The organism is Microbulbifer celer (assembly GCF_020991125.1).
Taxonomy (GTDB): Bacteria; Pseudomonadota; Gammaproteobacteria; order Pseudomonadales; family Cellvibrionaceae; genus Microbulbifer; species Microbulbifer celer.
The window spans coordinates 289094-306615 of sequence record NZ_CP087715.1 but is presented as its reverse complement, the minus strand read 5'-3'; the positions used below and the strand labels follow the sequence as shown (position 1 = coordinate 306615).

General features: G+C 56.7%; 13 protein-coding genes. 5 read left to right on the top strand and 8 right to left on the bottom strand.

Translation table 11 applies throughout. The features are described from left to right. Positions 1-284: 284 nt before the first annotated feature. The 5 genes from LPW13_RS01150 to LPW13_RS01130 all read left to right on the top strand — a co-directional run bounded on the left by LPW13_RS01150 (position 285) and on the right by LPW13_RS01130 (position 5131). Entirely contained in the window at positions 285-1145 is an 861-nt protein-coding gene (locus tag LPW13_RS01150) for a CsgG/HfaB family protein (protein ID WP_230437620.1), read from the top strand. A 125-nt stretch (positions 1146-1270) separates the two neighbouring features. After that, entirely contained in the window at positions 1271-1711 is a 441-nt protein-coding gene (locus LPW13_RS01145) for a hypothetical protein (RefSeq protein ID WP_230437619.1), read from the top strand. A 49-nt stretch (positions 1712-1760) separates the two neighbouring features. Continuing rightward, positions 1761-2675 (top strand): hypothetical protein, encoded by a 915-nt coding sequence (locus LPW13_RS01140; protein ID WP_230437618.1) that lies wholly within the window; start codon positions 1761-1763, stop codon positions 2673-2675. Between the two features lie 586 nt (positions 2676-3261). Further along, positions 3262-4137: a hypothetical protein gene (locus LPW13_RS01135; protein WP_230437617.1), complete on the top strand. Its 876-nt coding sequence runs from the start codon at positions 3262-3264 to the stop codon at positions 4135-4137. A 118-nt stretch (positions 4138-4255) separates the two neighbouring features. Continuing rightward, positions 4256-5131 carry a hypothetical protein gene (locus LPW13_RS01130; protein ID WP_230437616.1) on the top strand — a complete coding sequence of 292 codons (876 nt, stop codon included), beginning with the start codon at positions 4256-4258 and terminating at the stop codon, positions 5129-5131. A 75-nt stretch (positions 5132-5206) separates the two neighbouring features. On the opposite strand, the gene greA is transcribed toward LPW13_RS01130, so the two are convergent. The 8 genes from greA to dnaJ form a co-directional block, all read right to left on the bottom strand. After that, positions 5207-5683 (bottom strand): transcription elongation factor GreA, encoded by a 477-nt coding sequence (gene greA, locus LPW13_RS01125; RefSeq protein ID WP_230437615.1) that lies wholly within the window; start codon positions 5681-5683, stop codon positions 5207-5209. A gap of 137 nt (positions 5684-5820) precedes the next feature. Further along, a complete protein-coding gene (carB, locus tag LPW13_RS01120; RefSeq protein ID WP_230437614.1) occupies positions 5821-9051 on the bottom strand; it encodes a carbamoyl-phosphate synthase large subunit in 3231 nt (1076 codons plus the stop codon). A 75-nt stretch (positions 9052-9126) separates the two neighbouring features. Then, positions 9127-10275: a glutamine-hydrolyzing carbamoyl-phosphate synthase small subunit gene (gene carA, locus LPW13_RS01115; RefSeq protein WP_230439128.1), complete on the bottom strand. Its 1149-nt coding sequence runs from the start codon at positions 10273-10275 to the stop codon at positions 9127-9129. Between the two features lie 408 nt (positions 10276-10683). Next, a complete protein-coding gene (locus tag LPW13_RS01110; RefSeq protein WP_230437613.1) occupies positions 10684-11187 on the bottom strand; it encodes a YfiR family protein in 504 nt (167 codons plus the stop codon). A gap of 380 nt (positions 11188-11567) precedes the next feature. Continuing rightward, complete coding sequence (rimK, locus tag LPW13_RS01105; protein ID WP_452308268.1) at positions 11568-13004, bottom strand: 30S ribosomal protein S6--L-glutamate ligase; 1437 nt, start codon at positions 13002-13004, stop codon at positions 11568-11570. Between the two features lie 40 nt (positions 13005-13044). Continuing rightward, positions 13045-13854, bottom strand: a complete 810-nt coding sequence (dapB, locus tag LPW13_RS01095; RefSeq protein ID WP_230437612.1) for a 4-hydroxy-tetrahydrodipicolinate reductase — start codon at positions 13852-13854, stop codon at positions 13045-13047. A 497-nt stretch (positions 13855-14351) separates the two neighbouring features. Further along, a complete protein-coding gene (locus tag LPW13_RS01090; RefSeq protein ID WP_230437611.1) occupies positions 14352-16193 on the bottom strand; it encodes a DUF885 domain-containing protein in 1842 nt (613 codons plus the stop codon). A gap of 157 nt (positions 16194-16350) precedes the next feature. Further along, complete coding sequence (dnaJ, locus tag LPW13_RS01085) at positions 16351-17475, bottom strand: molecular chaperone DnaJ (protein ID WP_230437610.1); 1125 nt, start codon at positions 17473-17475, stop codon at positions 16351-16353. Positions 17476-17522 lie beyond the last annotated feature (47 nt).

Genomic DNA, 17522 nt, shown 5'->3' with positions numbered 1-17522 from the left:
TTTCCCTGAAAATTACACACGGATAGACAGACAAAGGAATCACATCGTCAGAAAAACCCAAGAGGCATCCCGGGCTGACTCATAGATCCTAATAATCGTAAGGGCACCTCTAGAAATCGTAGTGTGCGGGTGGCTGTGGTGGCCACCGGAACGTAGGAAGCTGAGTGTATAAGTCATACCTGAGCATTCTGACCGGGCTGGCGTACCAGCACCGCCGGACTCCACCAGGCGCACGCACAGTAGATTTATAGAAGTGCCCGCAAATAATACTGGAGACAAGTGAGATGTTTACTAGAGGTTCCAAACTTGCGATCGCCGCAATATCCCTCGCATTTACCCTGAGTGGGTGTAGCGCAGTAAAAAACACCGGTGAAGCGCTGTTTGGCCCTGGGCGCACCGATGCACAATTGACACCCAGGAAAGCGACATATCGCGACCTGGTCAACCTGCCGCAGCCGAAAGGGAAAATACTTGCAGCAGTGTACAACTTCCGCGACCAGACGGGTCAGTACAAGCCCTCCCCTGCCAGCAGTTTCTCTACAGCAGTCACCCAGGGGGCGGCCTCAATGTTGATGAACGTGTTGAATGAATCGGGCTGGTTTATTCCACTTGAGCGCGAAGGTCTGCAAAACCTGCTGACAGAGCGCAAGATTATTCGCGCCGCGTTGGCGAAACCCGATGCTGCCGATGCCAATCTGCCATCTCTGGTGGCCGCCAATGTGCTGCTGGAAGGAGGCATCGTTGCCTACGACACGAATATTCGCACTGGTGGGGCAGGTGCGCGGTATTTTGGCATCGGCGCCGACGAACAGTATCGGGTAGATCAGATCACGGTCAATCTACGCGCTGTAGATATTCGCTCCGGACGGGTACTGCATACCGTTTTGACATCTAAAACCGTCTACTCCAAGGCAATCGGAGCGGATGTTTTTCGCTACATAAAATTCAAGCGTCTGCTGGAAATTGAAATGGGCACGACTACCAACGAGCCCGCACAGCTGGCAATGCTGTCGGCGATGGAGTCTGCCGTTATCCATTTGATTGGCCAGGGTATTGTGAATAATTCCTGGGCGCTCCAGAATCCGGAAGATATCAATAATCCAGTACTTCAGTACTACCTGAATGAAAACACAGTCATTCTATAATCGAGTCAACCCGAAAAATGTTTAGGGAATCAGCGCTATTCCGGGCGTACATCAACGCTACCTGTTTAGCAGTTATCATATTCTCCGCACCGCTGGCGGCCCAGGAGACATCAGCGGACACAGAGTTGCCAATCGGCAGTGAACTGGACCTGTATGGAGGATATTCTGCGGCAAACCTGGCGGTGATCCTGCAGGAGGGTAATTTCAACCACGCCTCTATCGATCAATCCGGCGCCGTGAACTATATCTCTTCACTGCAATCCGGCCATGGAAACGTGCTGTATGCCACACAAGCAGGTGAGGCCAACAGCACCCTTTCCAAGCAGGAGGGTGAGTCCAATATCGCCGCACTGGTTCAGATCGGGTATGAGAACATGGTCCTCCTCGAGCAGGTGGGCTACGGTCACAGGGCCGGTATCCGCCAGTACGGCATCAACAACTCTGCCAATGTCCAACAAATTGGTGTTTACCATCAGATTACGATCAATCAGCGCGGTAACGGTTTGCACACGTCGGTGACCCAGACCGGGGTTTCGATGAATACCACGATCAATCAATACGATTGAAATCAGAGCCACAAGTTCGAATCAACCCTCCCCATCAAAGTGTAGATTTATGCGCACAGACAAAAGTTTTACGCTTCCGGCCATTTTCATGCCCACTTTTATTGCCCTGCTGATACCCGGAGGGCCGGTACTCGCTGAAGATAATCGTGCACAGCAGATGCAGGACGGTATCATCAATATCGCGATTTCCGGTCAGAGCACACCCAACACGAATGGAAATACGCAGAGCCAGCAGCAGGAAGGGGCTCAAAACACCGTAGAGGCAACTCAGGAGGGAGAATCCAGCAGCGAAATCATCCAGATTCAGGATGGAGCATTCAATGACATCCGGGCACAACAGGAATGGGGCTGGGCTAACAGGATTCACGTGCAGCAGGTTGGGGCACAAAATACGTCGCGTAATTTGCAGTCCAGTACTTATGAAAGCACCGTAATTACCCGCCAGGGTGGGTTCGGCAATGAGGCCGATACTCGGCAGATTATTGCCACTTTCAGTACCATTCAAATTACCCAGGTGGGGCAGGCAAATACAGCCGAAATACAACAGGACTTGAGCCACCGAGGCCAGATTTTTACGCGCCAGGAAGGGAATGACAATTCAACAAGCGCGGCGCAAACTGGATTCGCGCATTTTCTCAGCTCCGCGCAGGAAGGTGGGTTCAATCGCGCCCGCGCCACACAAAGTGGCACTCTGCAGGAGGCAGAGCTGTTACAGAGTGGTCTAGCGAATCAGGTAGATTTGGTGCAGGCAGACAATTACAACACACTGAGCGCCAGCCAGAGTGGATCATTCAATCGCTCGGCCGTCGTGCAACAGGGCTCTTTCGGTCTTGGTGGCGGGCACCAGGCCATCATCAGCCAGTCCGGAAGTCTGAACAGTACCGCCATTTCCCAGTCCGGCGTCACTTCCACCGCCATTGTCACTCAGTACGGCAATGGCAACTCCGTATCACTCTCCCATTGAGTTCTGCTCTACCGCAACGGTAACCCCTACCCCCTCTTTCATCCGCAAATTACGCAAGGAAATGTTCTCCTCTCCTGGTTCATCTCCTTTTTTCCTAGCCATCTCCTTTCCTAATCCGGTTGCTGCCTTCCGCTGCTTCAGTAAGGTCCTTCAGACAAGAAATTGGCACCTGCAACCAAGCCTCTGGTTATGAATTAGGCGCAATCCAAGCAAAAACTGATTAAAAACTGAACTTTTTTCCTAGGGTTTAGTGACTTCCCTCCCATAGCGCCCGTCCCTTTGAGCAACAAGACTCAAAAACATGATGGTTATTTATCGATCAAATTGATCACTATCAATTCAGATTGACCACCCATCATACAATCGATCAGAGCGGTCTGAGTGCTTACTCAGGTTGATAGCGAAAATGCTATCGAGTCTGGTGTCGCCCAATCGTAGCAGTCGATCGATGAAATACCGGTCAGGAGCCGGATCTTTCGGAGTTCCAGAGGCTCAGGGCCAGACCAACATGGCGCCTAGTTTTACGCCATTGCCAATCAGCCCCCAGGGGCCGGTTGTTTTAACGTCCGAAGTAAAGGAGCAACTCATGAAGACGTTTTCCCCCATCGCCGCCGCAGTACTGTTCGCTGTTAGTGGAGCCGCTTTCGCCGGTGGTAACACCGCTAATCAAACTCAGATAGGTCTCGCAAACGGTGCCATTGCTGATCAAACCGGTCCCGCTACCTGGTTCAACCAGATCGATCAGCTGCAGGTGGGTATTGCCAACCAAGCGTACGCAGAGCAAGACGTTCAACTGCTCAGCACCATTGATCAAACTCAGGTTGGTGTGCTGAACGACGCTACCGCTCTGCAGGAATTCGGTGCATTCAACAGCAGCTCCAGCCTGCAAATTGGTGTTCTGAACGATTCCTTCACCCTGCAGCAAGCACAGCTGTTGAGCAGCGCTTCTACCACTCAGATCGGCGCACTGAACGATTCTTTCACCATCCAGACACTGGGTGTCGGCAACTCTGCCAACGCGACCCAAATCGGTATCGACAACACGCAACTGACCCTGCAAGTAGCCAGCTTCGGCTCTACTGCCAATACCACCCAGATCGGTATCGCCAACGATGCCACCACTGTACAAACTGGCATTGCACAGGATTCCGATATCCTGCAGGTGGGCGTTGCCAATACCGCGGGTGTTGGCCAGGCTGGCCTGGGCAACTCATCCTCTGTCACTCAAGTTGGCGCGGGCAACCTGGCTCTGGTGGGGCAGCTGGGTGCGTTCAACGATCAGTCCACTTTCCAGGTGGGCTTCGTGAACAATGCAGCTACCTTCCAACTGGGTCTCGGTCATGACTCCATGACGACCCAGGTTGGTGTATTCAATAACCACCTGACCACTCAAGTTGGTTTGTTCGAAAACGCCAATGCGGTACAAGTAGGTGTAGCCAACTTCGGCCTTATCACCCAGTAATCTGGAAGCCTGTCTTTCAAGCTCCTGGGGCGGCCGCAAGGCCGCCCACTTTTTCAGGGCAATGAAACAGAGGTAACTCCACAAGCTTCCTTTGAGGCCAGAAGTAAAGGAGATACTTGTGAAACCCTTAGCTCCTCTCGCCACCTCGATGTTACTCGCATTAAGCGGGGCAGCATTCGCAGTGGAAAATACGGCGACGGTCAGCCAGATCGGGATTACCAACACTGCGGTTGCAGACCAGAGCGATTCCGGCGCAGTGGCCAATACCATTGTGCAGAGCCAGTCTGGCTTGGGAAATGAAGCCTTTGCCGAACAGGTATCCGTGTCCAACAGCACTATTATCCAGGTGCAACAGGGCGCGCTGAATAATGCCTACTCTCTCCAGCAGGGTGGCGTCGACAACACGGCGATCATCCAGCAGAACGGGATTGGCAATATTGCCAACACATATCAGTATGGAGGCAATAACAACACCGCCATCATTCAGCAGCAGGGTACTGCCAACAATGCAACAGTTCTGCAGGTAGGCGGAAGCGGTAACACAGCTTCGATCCAGCAATCCGGTTCTTATCACAACGCCTTTGTCACTCGCTTCGGAACTGTAGACTCCGACGTATACCTGATCCAGAATGGTAGTGATCACGAAGCAGAACTATCACAATTCGGTACCGGACACTCTATCACCCTCAATCAAAGCGGGCTGATGAACTATGCATCCGGTAATCAGGTGGGTTACTACAACCACGCGGATATTTCGCAGGACGGTTACGGGAACCTGGCATGGGTATCACAAACCGGATGGTTTAACTCCGCGGCCGTCAGCCAGGTTGGCGCGCTCAACAGTACTGTGATCAACCAGCTGGGCCTCGGGCATTCAGCCATTGTGAGCCAGACCGGCATCCTCAACAATGCCTACGTCAACCAGACAGGTATCGGGGATACCGCCATCGTCACACAGGTGGGCGCGGGCAATAGTGCCGTGGTTCTGCAATAAGCAAAGTCTTCGAGTACTCGTAAACCAAAAAGGGCGGCCAAATGGCCGCCCTTTTCCATACGGAGTCACCCTTGTTCAGAGGTGCTCGACTGCATCAATCTCATACTCCACTGCACCGCTGGGCGTATTCACCACCACAACATCGCCGATCTCCTTGCCGATCAATGCGCGGGCAATGGGAGAGTTCACGGAGATCTTGTGCTGCTTCACGTCGGACTCATCGTCGCCGACAATGCGATAAGTCACTTCGTTATCGTTCTCCATATGAATAATGGTGACGGTAGTACCGAAAATCACCTTGCCGGAAGGCTCGATGGTTTTCACATCGATAACCTGCGCCAGGGACAGTTTGCCTTCGATTTCCTGAATACGCCCTTCGATAAAACCCTGCTTCTCGCGGGCCGCGTGGTACTCGGCATTTTCCTTCAGGTCACCGTGCTCGCGGGCTTCGGCAATCGCCTGCACAACAGCCGGGCGCTGTACTTTTTTCAGGTCTTCCAGTTCTGCGCGCAAAGCTTCTGCGCCTTCAACAGTCATCGGTACACGGTTCACGGGAACCTCCAGAATATCAGTGTTCTTGTTAGCGTTTTTTTAACGAATAACGAAAAGTTTCAATAACGAAAAAGCTCCGCCAAACGGCAGAGCTTTTTCAATGGCCGTAGAGTTTACGGCCGGCCAGGAAGCAAAAATCAGCCTTTCAGTCGCACCACACGCTGGTGTAATTCCTGCAGGCTACGCACCTTCTGCGGCTCCTTGATCTGCATCGCCATCGCCATCGCCTGGGCCGCGGCAAGTGTCGTGGTGTAGCAGACCTGGTGATTCTCCGCACTGCGGCGAATATCAGCAGAGTCGCGAATGGCCTGACGGCCTTCGGTGGTATTGACGACCAGCGCGATTTCGTCGTTTTTGATCATATCGACGATATGCGGGCGGCCTTCGCTCATCTTGTTCACTGTTTTAACCGCAATATCCGCGTCTTGCAAGACCTTCGCGGTTCCGCGGGTGGCCACCAGCTCAAAACCGAGGCCGACCAGCTCCCGGGCAACATCCACAGCACCGGGCTTGTCCACTTCCTTCACAGAGATGAATACCTTGCCGGAAACCGGCAACTTGTCGCCAGCACCCAGCAGGCCTTTGTCGAATGCCTCCGCAAAAGTTTCACCGACCCCCATCACTTCACCGGTGGATTTCATTTCCGGGCCGAGAATAGGGTCCACTTTCGGGAACTTGTTGAACGGGAATACCGATTCCTTCACGGAGAAGTAATCCGGCACAATTTCCTCATTAAAGCCCTGTTCCGCCAAGCTCATTCCGGCCTGTACCCGGGCGGCAACCTTGGCCAGGGAGGTACCGATGCACTTGGATACAAACGGTACGGTACGGGAGGCACGCGGGTTGACCTCAATCACAAAGATTTCTCCGTCCTGATACGCTAGCTGGGTATTCATCAGGCCGACAACGCCCAGTTCACGGGCCATCGCCTTCACTTCCTCGCGCATACGGTCCTGCACGTCCATGGGCAGGCTGTAGGGCGGCAGGGAACAGGCGGAGTCACCTGAGTGTACGCCACACTGTTCGATGTGCTGCATGATTGCGCCAATCACCACGTCTTTGCCATCGGATACCGCGTCGATATCCACTTCAATGGCAGACTCCAGGAAGTGGTCGAGCAGTACCGGCGCCTCGTCGGACACCTCTACCGCTTCCTTCATGTAGTTCTTGAGTTCGTCTTCCTTGTAGACGATCTCCATTGCGCGGCCGCCCAGCACGTAGGAAGGACGTACCACCAGCGGGTAGCCCACTTCTTTTGCGCGCTGAATCGCCTCAAACTCGGAGCGCACGATGGCGTTCTGGGGCTGCTTGAGCCCCAGGCGCATGATCATCTGCTGGAAGCGTTCGCGGTCTTCCGCGCGGTCGATCTGCTCCGGCGTAGTCCCGATGATGGGCACGCCTTCGTTGGCGAGGAAGCGTGCCAGGTTCAACGGCGTCTGGCCGCCGAACTGAACGATCACGCCGGCGGGCTTTTCCTTGCGCACGATTTCCAGTACGTCTTCCAGGGTGACCGGTTCAAAGTACAGGCGGTCGGAGGTGTCGTAATCGGTGGAAACCGTCTCCGGGTTACAGTTGACCATGATGGTCTCGTAACCGTCTTCCCGCATGGCCAGCGCCGCGTGCACACAGCAGTAATCGAATTCGATACCCTGGCCGATCCGGTTGGGACCACCACCAAGCACCATGATCTTTTTCTTGTCCGACGGCTCGGCTTCGCACTCTTCATCGTAGGTGGAATACATGTAGGCAGTGCTGGTGGCAAATTCCGCAGCGCAGGTGTCCACACGCTTGTAGGATGGGAATACGCCAAGCTTGTGGCGGAATTCACGCACAGTCTTCTGGCTCACACCGAGGAGGTCCGCCAGGCGCTTGTCGGAGAAGCCTTTGCGCTTCAGGAAGCGCATGGTGTCTGTATCCAGAGCAGAAGTCGGCATGGACTTCAGCGGCTCTTCGATCTCCATCAGCTCCTTGATCTGCACCAGGAACCAGGGATCAATGCCAGACAGTTCGTAGACTTCCTCAATGGTCATGCCGACGCGGAAGGCATCGCCCACATACCAGATACGCTCGGCGCCGGGTACGGACAGCTCGCGACGCAGACGCTCGATGGAGCCCGCTTCGGAAGGATCAATCTTGGGTTCAAACCCGAAGGAGCCCACTTCCAGACCGCGCAGGGCTTTCTGCAGGGACTCTTGGAAGTTGCGACCGATGGCCATCACCTCACCCACAGATTTCATCTGCGTGGTCAGGCGCGCGTCCGCTTCACCGAACTTCTCGAAGGTGAAGCGCGGAATCTTGGTCACGACATAGTCGATGCTCGGCTCGAAAGAGGCCGGGGTGGCACCGCCGGTAATATCGTTCTGCAGTTCGTCCAGGGTGTAACCCACCGCCAGCTTGGCGGCGACCTTGGCGATCGGGAAGCCGGTCGCTTTGGAGGCCAGTGCCGAGGAGCGGGATACCCGCGGGTTCATCTCGATCACCACCATGCGACCGGTTTTCGGATCCATACCAAACTGCACGTTGGAGCCGCCGGTTTCCACGCCGATCTCGCGCAATACCGCGATGGAGGCGTTGCGCATCAACTGGTATTCCTTGTCGGTCAGCGTCTGCGAAGGCGCCACGGTGATGGAGTCACCGGTGTGCACCCCCATGGGGTCGAAGTTCTCGATCGCACACACGATGATGCAGTTGTCGTTCTTATCGCGAACCACCTCCATCTCGTACTCTTTCCAGCCGAGCAGGGATTCGTCGATCAGCAGCTCGTTGGTGGGGGAGAGGTCGAGACCGCGTTTACAGATTTCCTCGAACTCCGGCCAGTTGTAGGCCACACCGCCACCGGAGCCACCCATGGTGAAGGACGGGCGGATGATCACCGGGAAGCCGAATTCCTCCGGTACTTTCTTTGCCTCATCCATGGAATGGACGATCTTCGCGCGCGGCGTTTCCAGGCCGATGGCTTTCATCGCCTTGTCGAACAGGTCGCGGTCTTCCGCTTTCTCGATCGCGTCTTTGTCCGCACCGATCAGCTCACAGCCGAATTCCTTGAGTACGCCGTGCTTGTCCAGGTCCAGGGCGCAGTTCAGCGCGGTCTGCCCGCCCATAGTGGGCAGAATAGCGTCGGGGCGCTCTTTCTCGATGATCTTGGCAACGGTCTTCCACTCTACCGGCTCGATGTAGGTGGCGTCTGCCATAGACGGGTCGGTCATGATGGTGGCCGGGTTGGAGTTCACCAGGATCACCCGGAACCCCTCTTCCCGCAGCGCTTTACACGCCTGGGCGCCGGAGTAGTCGAATTCACAGGCCTGACCGATGACGATGGGGCCTGCACCGATGATCAGAATGCTTTTAATGTCTGTGCGTTTTGGCATCTTTCTTCCGTATCTAACCGGCCGTTAACCGGCGGATAAAAATCTTGGGCGAAGGTGACAATGACTGAAGCGCGATCAGCGGCGCGCCTCCATCATCTCGATAAACTGGTCAAACAGCGGCGCCAGATCGTGCGGGCCGGGACTCGCCTCCGGGTGCCCCTGGAAACTGAAGACCGGTTTATCGGTCAGGCGGATCCCCTGCAGGGTACCGTCGAACAGGGACTTGTGGGTAACTTCCACATGCTCTGGCAGGGAATCCTCATCCACCGCAAAACCGTGGTTTTGCGCAGTGATCATCACCTTGGCGGTTTTCAGGTCCTGTACCGGATGGTTGCCGCCGTGGTGGCCAAACTTCATCTTCGCAGACTTGCCGCCCACCGCGAGGCCGAGCAGCTGGTGTCCGAGGCAGATGCCGTAAGTGGGCAGGTCGGCGTCAATGATTTCCTTGATCGCGGCAATGGCGTAATCACAGGGCTCGGGGTCGCCGGGGCCATTGGACAGGAACACACCGTCAGGGTTCATGGCCAGCACCTCGGAAGCCGGCGTCTCTGCCGGTACCACGGTCACGCGGCAGCCGCGGTCCACCAGCATGCGCAGGATATTGCGCTTGACGCCGAAGTCGTAAGCCACCACGTTGTAGGGCTGAGCCGCCGGTGCCGGCTTGTGGCCGTCACCCAGTTCCCAGCTCCCTTCGTTGAATTCGTACTTCTCTTTGGTGGAAACCACCTTGGCCAGGTCCATACCCTTGAGGCCGGCAAACGCCTTCGCCTTGGCCAGCGCGGCCGCTTCATCAATCTCTTCGTTAACAGAGCCGCCCGCAATGATGCAGCCGCTCTGCGCGCCTTTGTCGCGCAGGATACGGGTGAGGCGACGGGTATCGATATCGGCAATGCCGACGATGTTGCGCGCCTTCAGATAGTCCTCGAGGGATTGCTCGCTGCGAAAACTGCTGGCCAGCAGTGGCAGGTCGCGAATTACCAGGCCTGCAGACCAGACTTCTGAACACTCTTCATCTTCGGCGTTGGTGCCGGTATTGCCGATGTGCGGGTATGTCAGAGTCACGATCTGGCGAGCGTAGGATGGGTCGGTCAGGATTTCCTGATAACCGGTCATGGAGGTGTTGAAAACCACCTCACCAACAGTTGAGCCTTCGGCACCAATGGCGCGGCCACGGAAGACACTGCCATCGGCGAGCACCAGCAGGGCCGGGGTAGTGCTGGGCATCAGGGATTCCGGCGTGAGAACGGCGTTGTTCAATTCAATCTCCAGTCGTCAGAACAGCTTCCAGGCGGGGTGTGAGCGCGCGATCGCGGCGGAGCAGTTGCAACTGCAACTTTTACCAGACGCCCTTTATAAAAAAGCGAGATGAAACGTCTGCTTCATCTCGCTTTTTATAAATTTGTTCACGCGCTGCTCTCACTGTGTGTCCGGCGCTTGCCGCCGGCACTAATCGGGCGGGAAAGCCACGGTTCCTGTGCACCGGAAACCGCCAATGAGGGGCTTCAACGGGCATGGACGACTACTGTGGGACCTTTCCAAGCCGGGCGCAGATTCTACGGGAAAACCGCGAAGATCGCCAGTATAAAAATGCGCCCGAACGCTAAGGGGAGTGCCAGCCCCGTGACCGGCCAATCATTCCACAGGGCGGCTTACCCGGAAAAGGCTGTTGCCCATTTTCAGCTCGGCGCGGTCCAGACGGGTCTTGTTCAACTGCAGCGCCATATTGGCCCCCTGCCCCGCGAACTGGACCATTCCCCCGATCACGGCGAATCGCTCTGCATCGCTGACCGTCAGCACCGGAAAAAACTCCAGCGCACCCACGGTCTGCAACAGGCTGGTACTGTCCAGGTTGTCCATTATCACGATCTGGCAGCTGCGGGCATAAATCAGCTCACCGTCTTTCACCTTTTCCAGCTCCGCCATACGCCCCTGGACCCGGTGGCGATGGAAGCGCTTCCGCAGAGGCGCGACCAGTTCATCATCCCCCATGACACAGATGCGAAATCGCGCGCCGGTGCCGGTGAATACCTCGACAGGCCACTGCAGATGGTGCGCAAAGTGCACGATGTAATCCACCATGACTCTGCGTCCAAGCTCGGTATCAGACAGTTGGCCCGCCGCGCGTGCGGGAGACATCGCCACCAGCAAGGCGCACAATACACCAACGGAAAATAGCCCCGACCAGCGGAGGCCACCCTGACTGAAACACCGAACAAAATTCCACATAGCGGCCGTCACTGGTTTGGATTAGTCCCGGCATCACCTGCCGGCCAACACGGCACAGATACAACTGTGAAAAACAGCAATACTCGCCCCGTCCCGCCCGCATAACAGCGCAATACACAGCTTCAAACAGTGCACCCGCCGATTCAAACCGGGCCTATAAAGACTAGTACCACCCTCGATCCAGAACCAAAGGAAGTGCATCAGCGGCGCGCCAGATATGACCGGGGAAAACAGGTGCGGGTAACAGCGGGCGCCTTAATGACCAGAGCGACGCAAGAAGTCGGTAGCGCTCAACTCTCGCTGCCACTCTCGCTACGACTCTCACCACCACGCCCGGCACTGCTCTCAGTGACGGACGGACGCCACTTCAGGGCCTTTTCAATCCCCATGATCATGGACCCCGCCACGTCCTTGCGGGTGGCACTTTCAATCCCCTCGAGCCCCGGCGAGGAGTTCACCTCCAACAGCAGCGGGCCCTTCTTCGAGCGGATGATATCCACGCCGGCCACTTTGAGCCCGAGTACTTTGGCGGCCTTGATCGCCAGCTTGCGCTCCTCGGGCAGGATCTTGACCACGGAGGCGGTCCCGCCCTGGTGAATATTGGCGCGGAACTCTCCGGGCGCGGCTTCGCGCTGGATCGCGGCCACCACTTTGCCATCGATCACGAACAGGCGCAGGTCCTTGCCCTGCGCCTCGCGGATAAACTCCTGCACCAGCAGGTTCACCTTCAGCGACTTGAACGCATTGACCACCGACTCCGCTGCCTTGCGGGTTTCCGCCAGTACCACGCCGCGCCCCTGGGTGCCCTCAAGCAATTTAACGATCAGCGGCGCGCCGCCCACCATTTCGATCAGCTCACTGGTATCCATGGGCGAGTTGGCAAAACCCGAGATGGGAATATTCAGCCCCCCCTCCTGCAGCAATTGCAGAGAGTACAGTTTGTCCCGGGACTGGCTGACTGCCGCCGAGCTATTCAGGGCAAAAACACCCATGCTTTCGAAGTGTCGCGTCAGTGCGCAACCGTAAAACGTCAGGCTGGGACGGATACGCGGAATGATTGCATCCAGGTTATTCAGAATGCGACCATCGCGATAATGTACTGCGGGCTCCGCTGAATCCAGCTTCATGTAACACTGGCGGATGTTCAGGAAGGTCATGCGGTGGCCGCGCTCGGTTCCAGCCTCCATGATCCGCTGGTTGCTGTACAGGTCCGGGTTGGAGGCAAGCACGCCGATGCGCAATCCACTGCCGGAGATATGGTGTTCATCCCGGTAGTACTCTTCCAGCTCGCTGGGCGTAATCTCCCCGAGACAGAAGCTTTCGGAGGGGTCTACCATCATGCGCCCCATCATGGCCTCGCGCCCGAGCAGCATGCGGTAACCCATAGTATCGCGGTTGGTCAGGGTAAGTTCGATATCCCAAACACTGCCGCCGATACTGAGGCTGGTGCGGATCACAAAACGCTTTTCGGAATCCCCGGAGGAGCTGCGCACCGTGCGCCGATCCAGCAGGCGCGCCTCACAACGCACCCGGGGGCGGCGCAGGTTCTGCACGGGGTGCGCCTCAAAACTGACCCAGGCCTCCCCGCCGCGGTTGAACGTCTGAATATTGTAGGCGTGCAGGGAGGACGTTTTGGCCCCGGAGTCCACACGCGCCTTGATCGCCGGAATACCCAGCCCGGGGAAAGAGCACCACTCTTCGCTGCCGACGATGATTTTTTTATCCAAGACTCGCTCCTTAAAAAGCGTATCGAGCGCAACCGAACTGCTATTTCAGTCCCAGTACATCGCGCATATCGTAATGACCGGCATTGCGGCCGATCAGCCAGACCGCGGCGCGCACGGCACCGCGGGAAAATGCCAGCCTGCTGCTGGCCTTGTGAGTGATTTCAACGCGCTCGCCATCGGCGAGGAATGACACCGTATGCTCACCGACCACATCGCCACCACGCACGGTGGCAAAACCGATGGTTTCGCGCTCGCGGGCACCAGTCTGGCCTTCGCGGCCGTACACGGCCACTTTCGCCAAATCCCGCTCCAGGGTATCGGCGATCACCTCGCCCATACTCAGCGCGGTGCCGGAAGGCGCGTCCACCTTGTGACGGTGATGGGCTTCGACAATCTCGATATCCGCATCATCTCCCAGCACCCGTGCCGCAGTCTCCAGCAGGTTAAAGCACAGGTTCACCCCGGTGGAAAAGTTGGAGGCGAAACACAGGGGAACCCGATCCGCCGCCTGCAGCATCTGCGTTTTTTCATCTGCCGCAAAGCCGGTGGTCCCGATCACGATAGCCTTCTGATTGGCGGCACAGTAGGCTGCATTGCTCAACGTCGCCGCCGGCGCAGTGAAATCGATCAGGACATCGAAATCGGCTTTCTCGAGGCTATCCACAATGGCCACGCCGTTGCGACCAAGCCCGGCCACTTCGCCCGCGTCTGCGCCTGTCAGGCTGGATCCGGGGCGAACGATCGCCGCAGAGAGCTTCGCAGTGCCCGCCGCTTCCGCCTGGGTGAGCGCTTCCGCCAGCGAGCGCCCCATCCGCCCGCCAAACCCCGTTACCGCCACTTTCACTGTCATAACCCTGCCTCCTGTCTGTGTGCCCGCACTGACCATCTGTCCGGTCAGTAAAAGGCGCGGATTCTAACCTGAATTTCGCAACCGGCAATACTGCGACGGCTGCGGTATCCGCAGCGTCAGACTCGGTGAAATACGCCATATTGACCACAGAGTATTACTTGCCGCGCAGTTTTCCTTGTCTATGCTTTCAATACACGTTGATTGGAGCGCCAAGCATGTCTGCTGAAGTCCGCGAACCATTCTGGTCCAACTTTTCCGCTACCGTCGGTGTCCTGCTGATGTTTTTTCTGCTTTCCAGTAATCAGGTGCATGGCCAGGAGGGGCCGGGGGAAGGCTCCTGGAAAGAATATGACGGTATCACTGACCGGGCGCCCCCTACCTCACACTCGACCTCATTGCGGAACAGCGGGACAAAGTGAACAAAACTCTGAGCCAAGTCTGAATCAAAATTGGCGTACTGCAGGCGAGCAGTACGCTAATGCCCCTAGCGGTCTGGGTCAGACCTCAGCTTCCAGTGAGACCACCCACTCATCGACTGCCTGCTTCAGTACCGATAGTGGCAACGCGCCATTCCCCAGCACCAGGTCATGGAATGCTCGAATATCAAAGTCCTCGCCCAGTCGCTCCTTTGCGTACTCGCGCAGACGTAACATCTGCAGGTGGCCAATCTTATAGGAGCTCGCCTGCCCCGGTTGTACCAGATAGCGGTTAATCTCAGTGCGTACGTCGCGCGGGCTCATCCCCGTCTTTTCAATCATGTAGGCTTCAGCCTGCTCGGGTGTCCAGCGCTTGCGATGCAGACCGGTATCAACCACAAGGCGTACCGAGCGGAACATCTCCGCCTGCAGCCGCCCGAGATCACCGAGCGGATCGCCTTCATAGACTCCCATCTCAGCAACAAGCTGCTCGGCGTAAAGCGCCCAACCTTCAGTGAAAGGACTTGGATTAAGGATGCGTCGCAGTAGCGGTAGGTCTTCGAGGGTTTGATTTAACGATATTTGGAAATGATGCCCAGGCGCCCCCTCGTGATATGCGAGTGTCGGCAGGCTCCAGCGATTTTTCGACTCGATATCACCGAGATTAATAAAGAAGGTTCCCGGCCGCGAACCATCCATCGCCGGCGGAAAATAGTAGCCTCCGGGAGAGGTTGCCTCTGCATGCTCCGGGACCGGCAGTACCTGCAATGACTGCTCCGGCACTCGGTTAAAGTATTTGGGGATCAAAGGTTCAAGGCGTGCAATGGCCGCCTCAATATCGGCAACCACGTCAGCCCTGCCTGCCTCAGAATCCTCATAGCCATATCGCGGGTCTTTCGCGAGTATCGTCAGCCGTTCCCCCACGCTACCTTCAGTCAACTCTCGACTGCGCAGCAACTCATCCATCTCCTGCTCAACACGCGCGACTTCTTCAAGTCCAATTTGATGAATAGCTTCAGCGTCAAGATCAGTGCTGGTATTCCAGCGTAGTGCCGCATCATAAAATGCCTTACCGCCAGGCAACGCCCACACGCCCCTGTTCGGCGGATTTTCAGCGAGAGTCTCCTCCAAGCGCGCTAACAGCCGTTGGTAAGCCGGGTTGGTGTGTTGTTGAACAGCTTTTTCTGCCAACCCCAACAGAGACTGGCGTCGCCCGGCGTCGATTTCGGAAACCCCTTCCAGTTTATCCCGCAGTGATTCAACAAAAACATTTGCGCCAATTTCCGCTGCCAGTAACGTCCGAATCTGCGTAGCCGCGCCCTCCAACGCCACCTTCGGTGGTACGACCCCATGCTCCGCCTGCATATCGAAGTTAGCGAGAACCTGGTCGAGCTTTTGACCAATGGCTCTCAGTCGGGCGATGTAGTTCAGGGCGTCGTCCTCATCCGCGATGGCGTGATGATTTTGCATGAACTGAGGAATCATCACCGGAATGCTGAATAGCTGGTCGACAGCGTATACCGAGCCTCCACCTGGCATCCAGGCAGGCGCCCATTCAAACGCCAGCAGATCGAGCTGAGTCCGGTATAACCAGGCCGCCATATCGTGGCTCCAGCGCTCCTGCCCTGCCAGCGTTTTACGATCAAACTCACCCAAGGCCTCCAGCGCCTGCTCAAACTCAGTGCGCAACTGGGCACGCCGTGGTAGTGATACATCACTCATCAGGTGAGACAGATCGTCTATCCCATCATCCTTGAGCCCTAATATACTGCGCAGTTCCGGGTCTGCATTGATAACCTGAGAGGTGAATTCATCCAACTTTTGGTGAAAGCTGGTCGCAGTGCCATTTACTTCATCTGCAACAGCAGACGCCATTAAAGGCGCGGCAGCGCTGAGGAAAATAGTCAAAAGCAGCTTTTTCATCTGATATCCCTTTTATTATGTAAGCTGGTGAAGAAGCAGATATGAGACCTTTCATACTGCCCGGTAAGCACACCAGTGATCAATGCAGGGTTTATCATCCACGCACAAAAAAACCGGCAAAGGTGCCGGTTTTTTTGGTGCTGCACTCTGCGTCGCGTTACAGCTTCATATCCCCAAAGAAGCTCTTCACACCCTCAAACCAACCGGTCTGGCGCGGAGAGTTCTTCTTCTCGCTCAGAGTGTCGGAAAATGCTTCCAGCAGCTCTCTCTGCTTGGCTGTCAGGTTTACCGGGGTTTCCACCACCACACGGCACAGCAGGTCGCCGGCGGGGCCACCACGTACCGGGGTGACGCCTTTCCCGCGCAGGCGGAACAGCTTGCCGGTCTGGCTCTCGGCCGGGATCTTCAATTTCACTTTGCCGTCGAGTGTGGGCACTTCCATCTCACCACCAAGCGCCGCGGTAACGAAGCTGATCGGCACTTCGCAATACAGATTGCGACCGTCCCGCTGGAACAGTTCGTGCTCGCGCACCATCACCTGAACGTACAGATCGCCGGCGGGACCACCATCCGGCCCGGCCTCGCCTTCACCAGCGAGACGGATACGATCGCCGGTGTCTACCCCCGGCGGCACCTTGACCGACAGGGTTTTGGTCTCTTCCACGCGTCCGCGACCGTGACAACTGGTACAGGGATCGGTGACTACAGTGCCCTTTCCACGACAGTTGGGGCAGGTCTGCTGTACCGAGAAAAAGCCCTGCTGCATGCGCACCTGGCCGACACCGCCACAGGTGCCGCAGGTCTGGGGCTGGGAACCGGCCTTGGCACCGGAGCCATGGCAGGTGCCACAGTTGGCCAGGGTAGGTATCTTGATCTTGACCGTGGTGCCGCGCACCGCATCTTCGAGATCCAGATCCAGGTCGTAGCGCAGGTCAGACCCACGCTGCGGGCCGCGACGACCACCACCAGCGCCGCCACCAAAGATATCGCCAAACACGTCACCGAAAATATCGGAGAATCCGCCGAAGCCGCCAGCACCGGCACCGCCCGCCTGACCGTCTACACCGGCGTGGCCGAACTGGTCATAGGCCGCTTTTTTCTGTGGATCGGACAGGACTTCGTAGGCCTCGTTGGCCTCCTTGAATTTGTTCTCCGCCTCTGCGTCGCCGGGATTGCGGTCCGGGTGAAATTTCATTGCCACCCGGCGGTAAGCTTTTTTCAGCTCCTTTTCGTCCGCCCCCTTGGAAACACCGAGGATTTCGTAGTAATCGCGTTTGGACATAGCTCTGTGTGTTCTTTTTAAACTGCTCTCTTTTTCAGGGGCGCCGT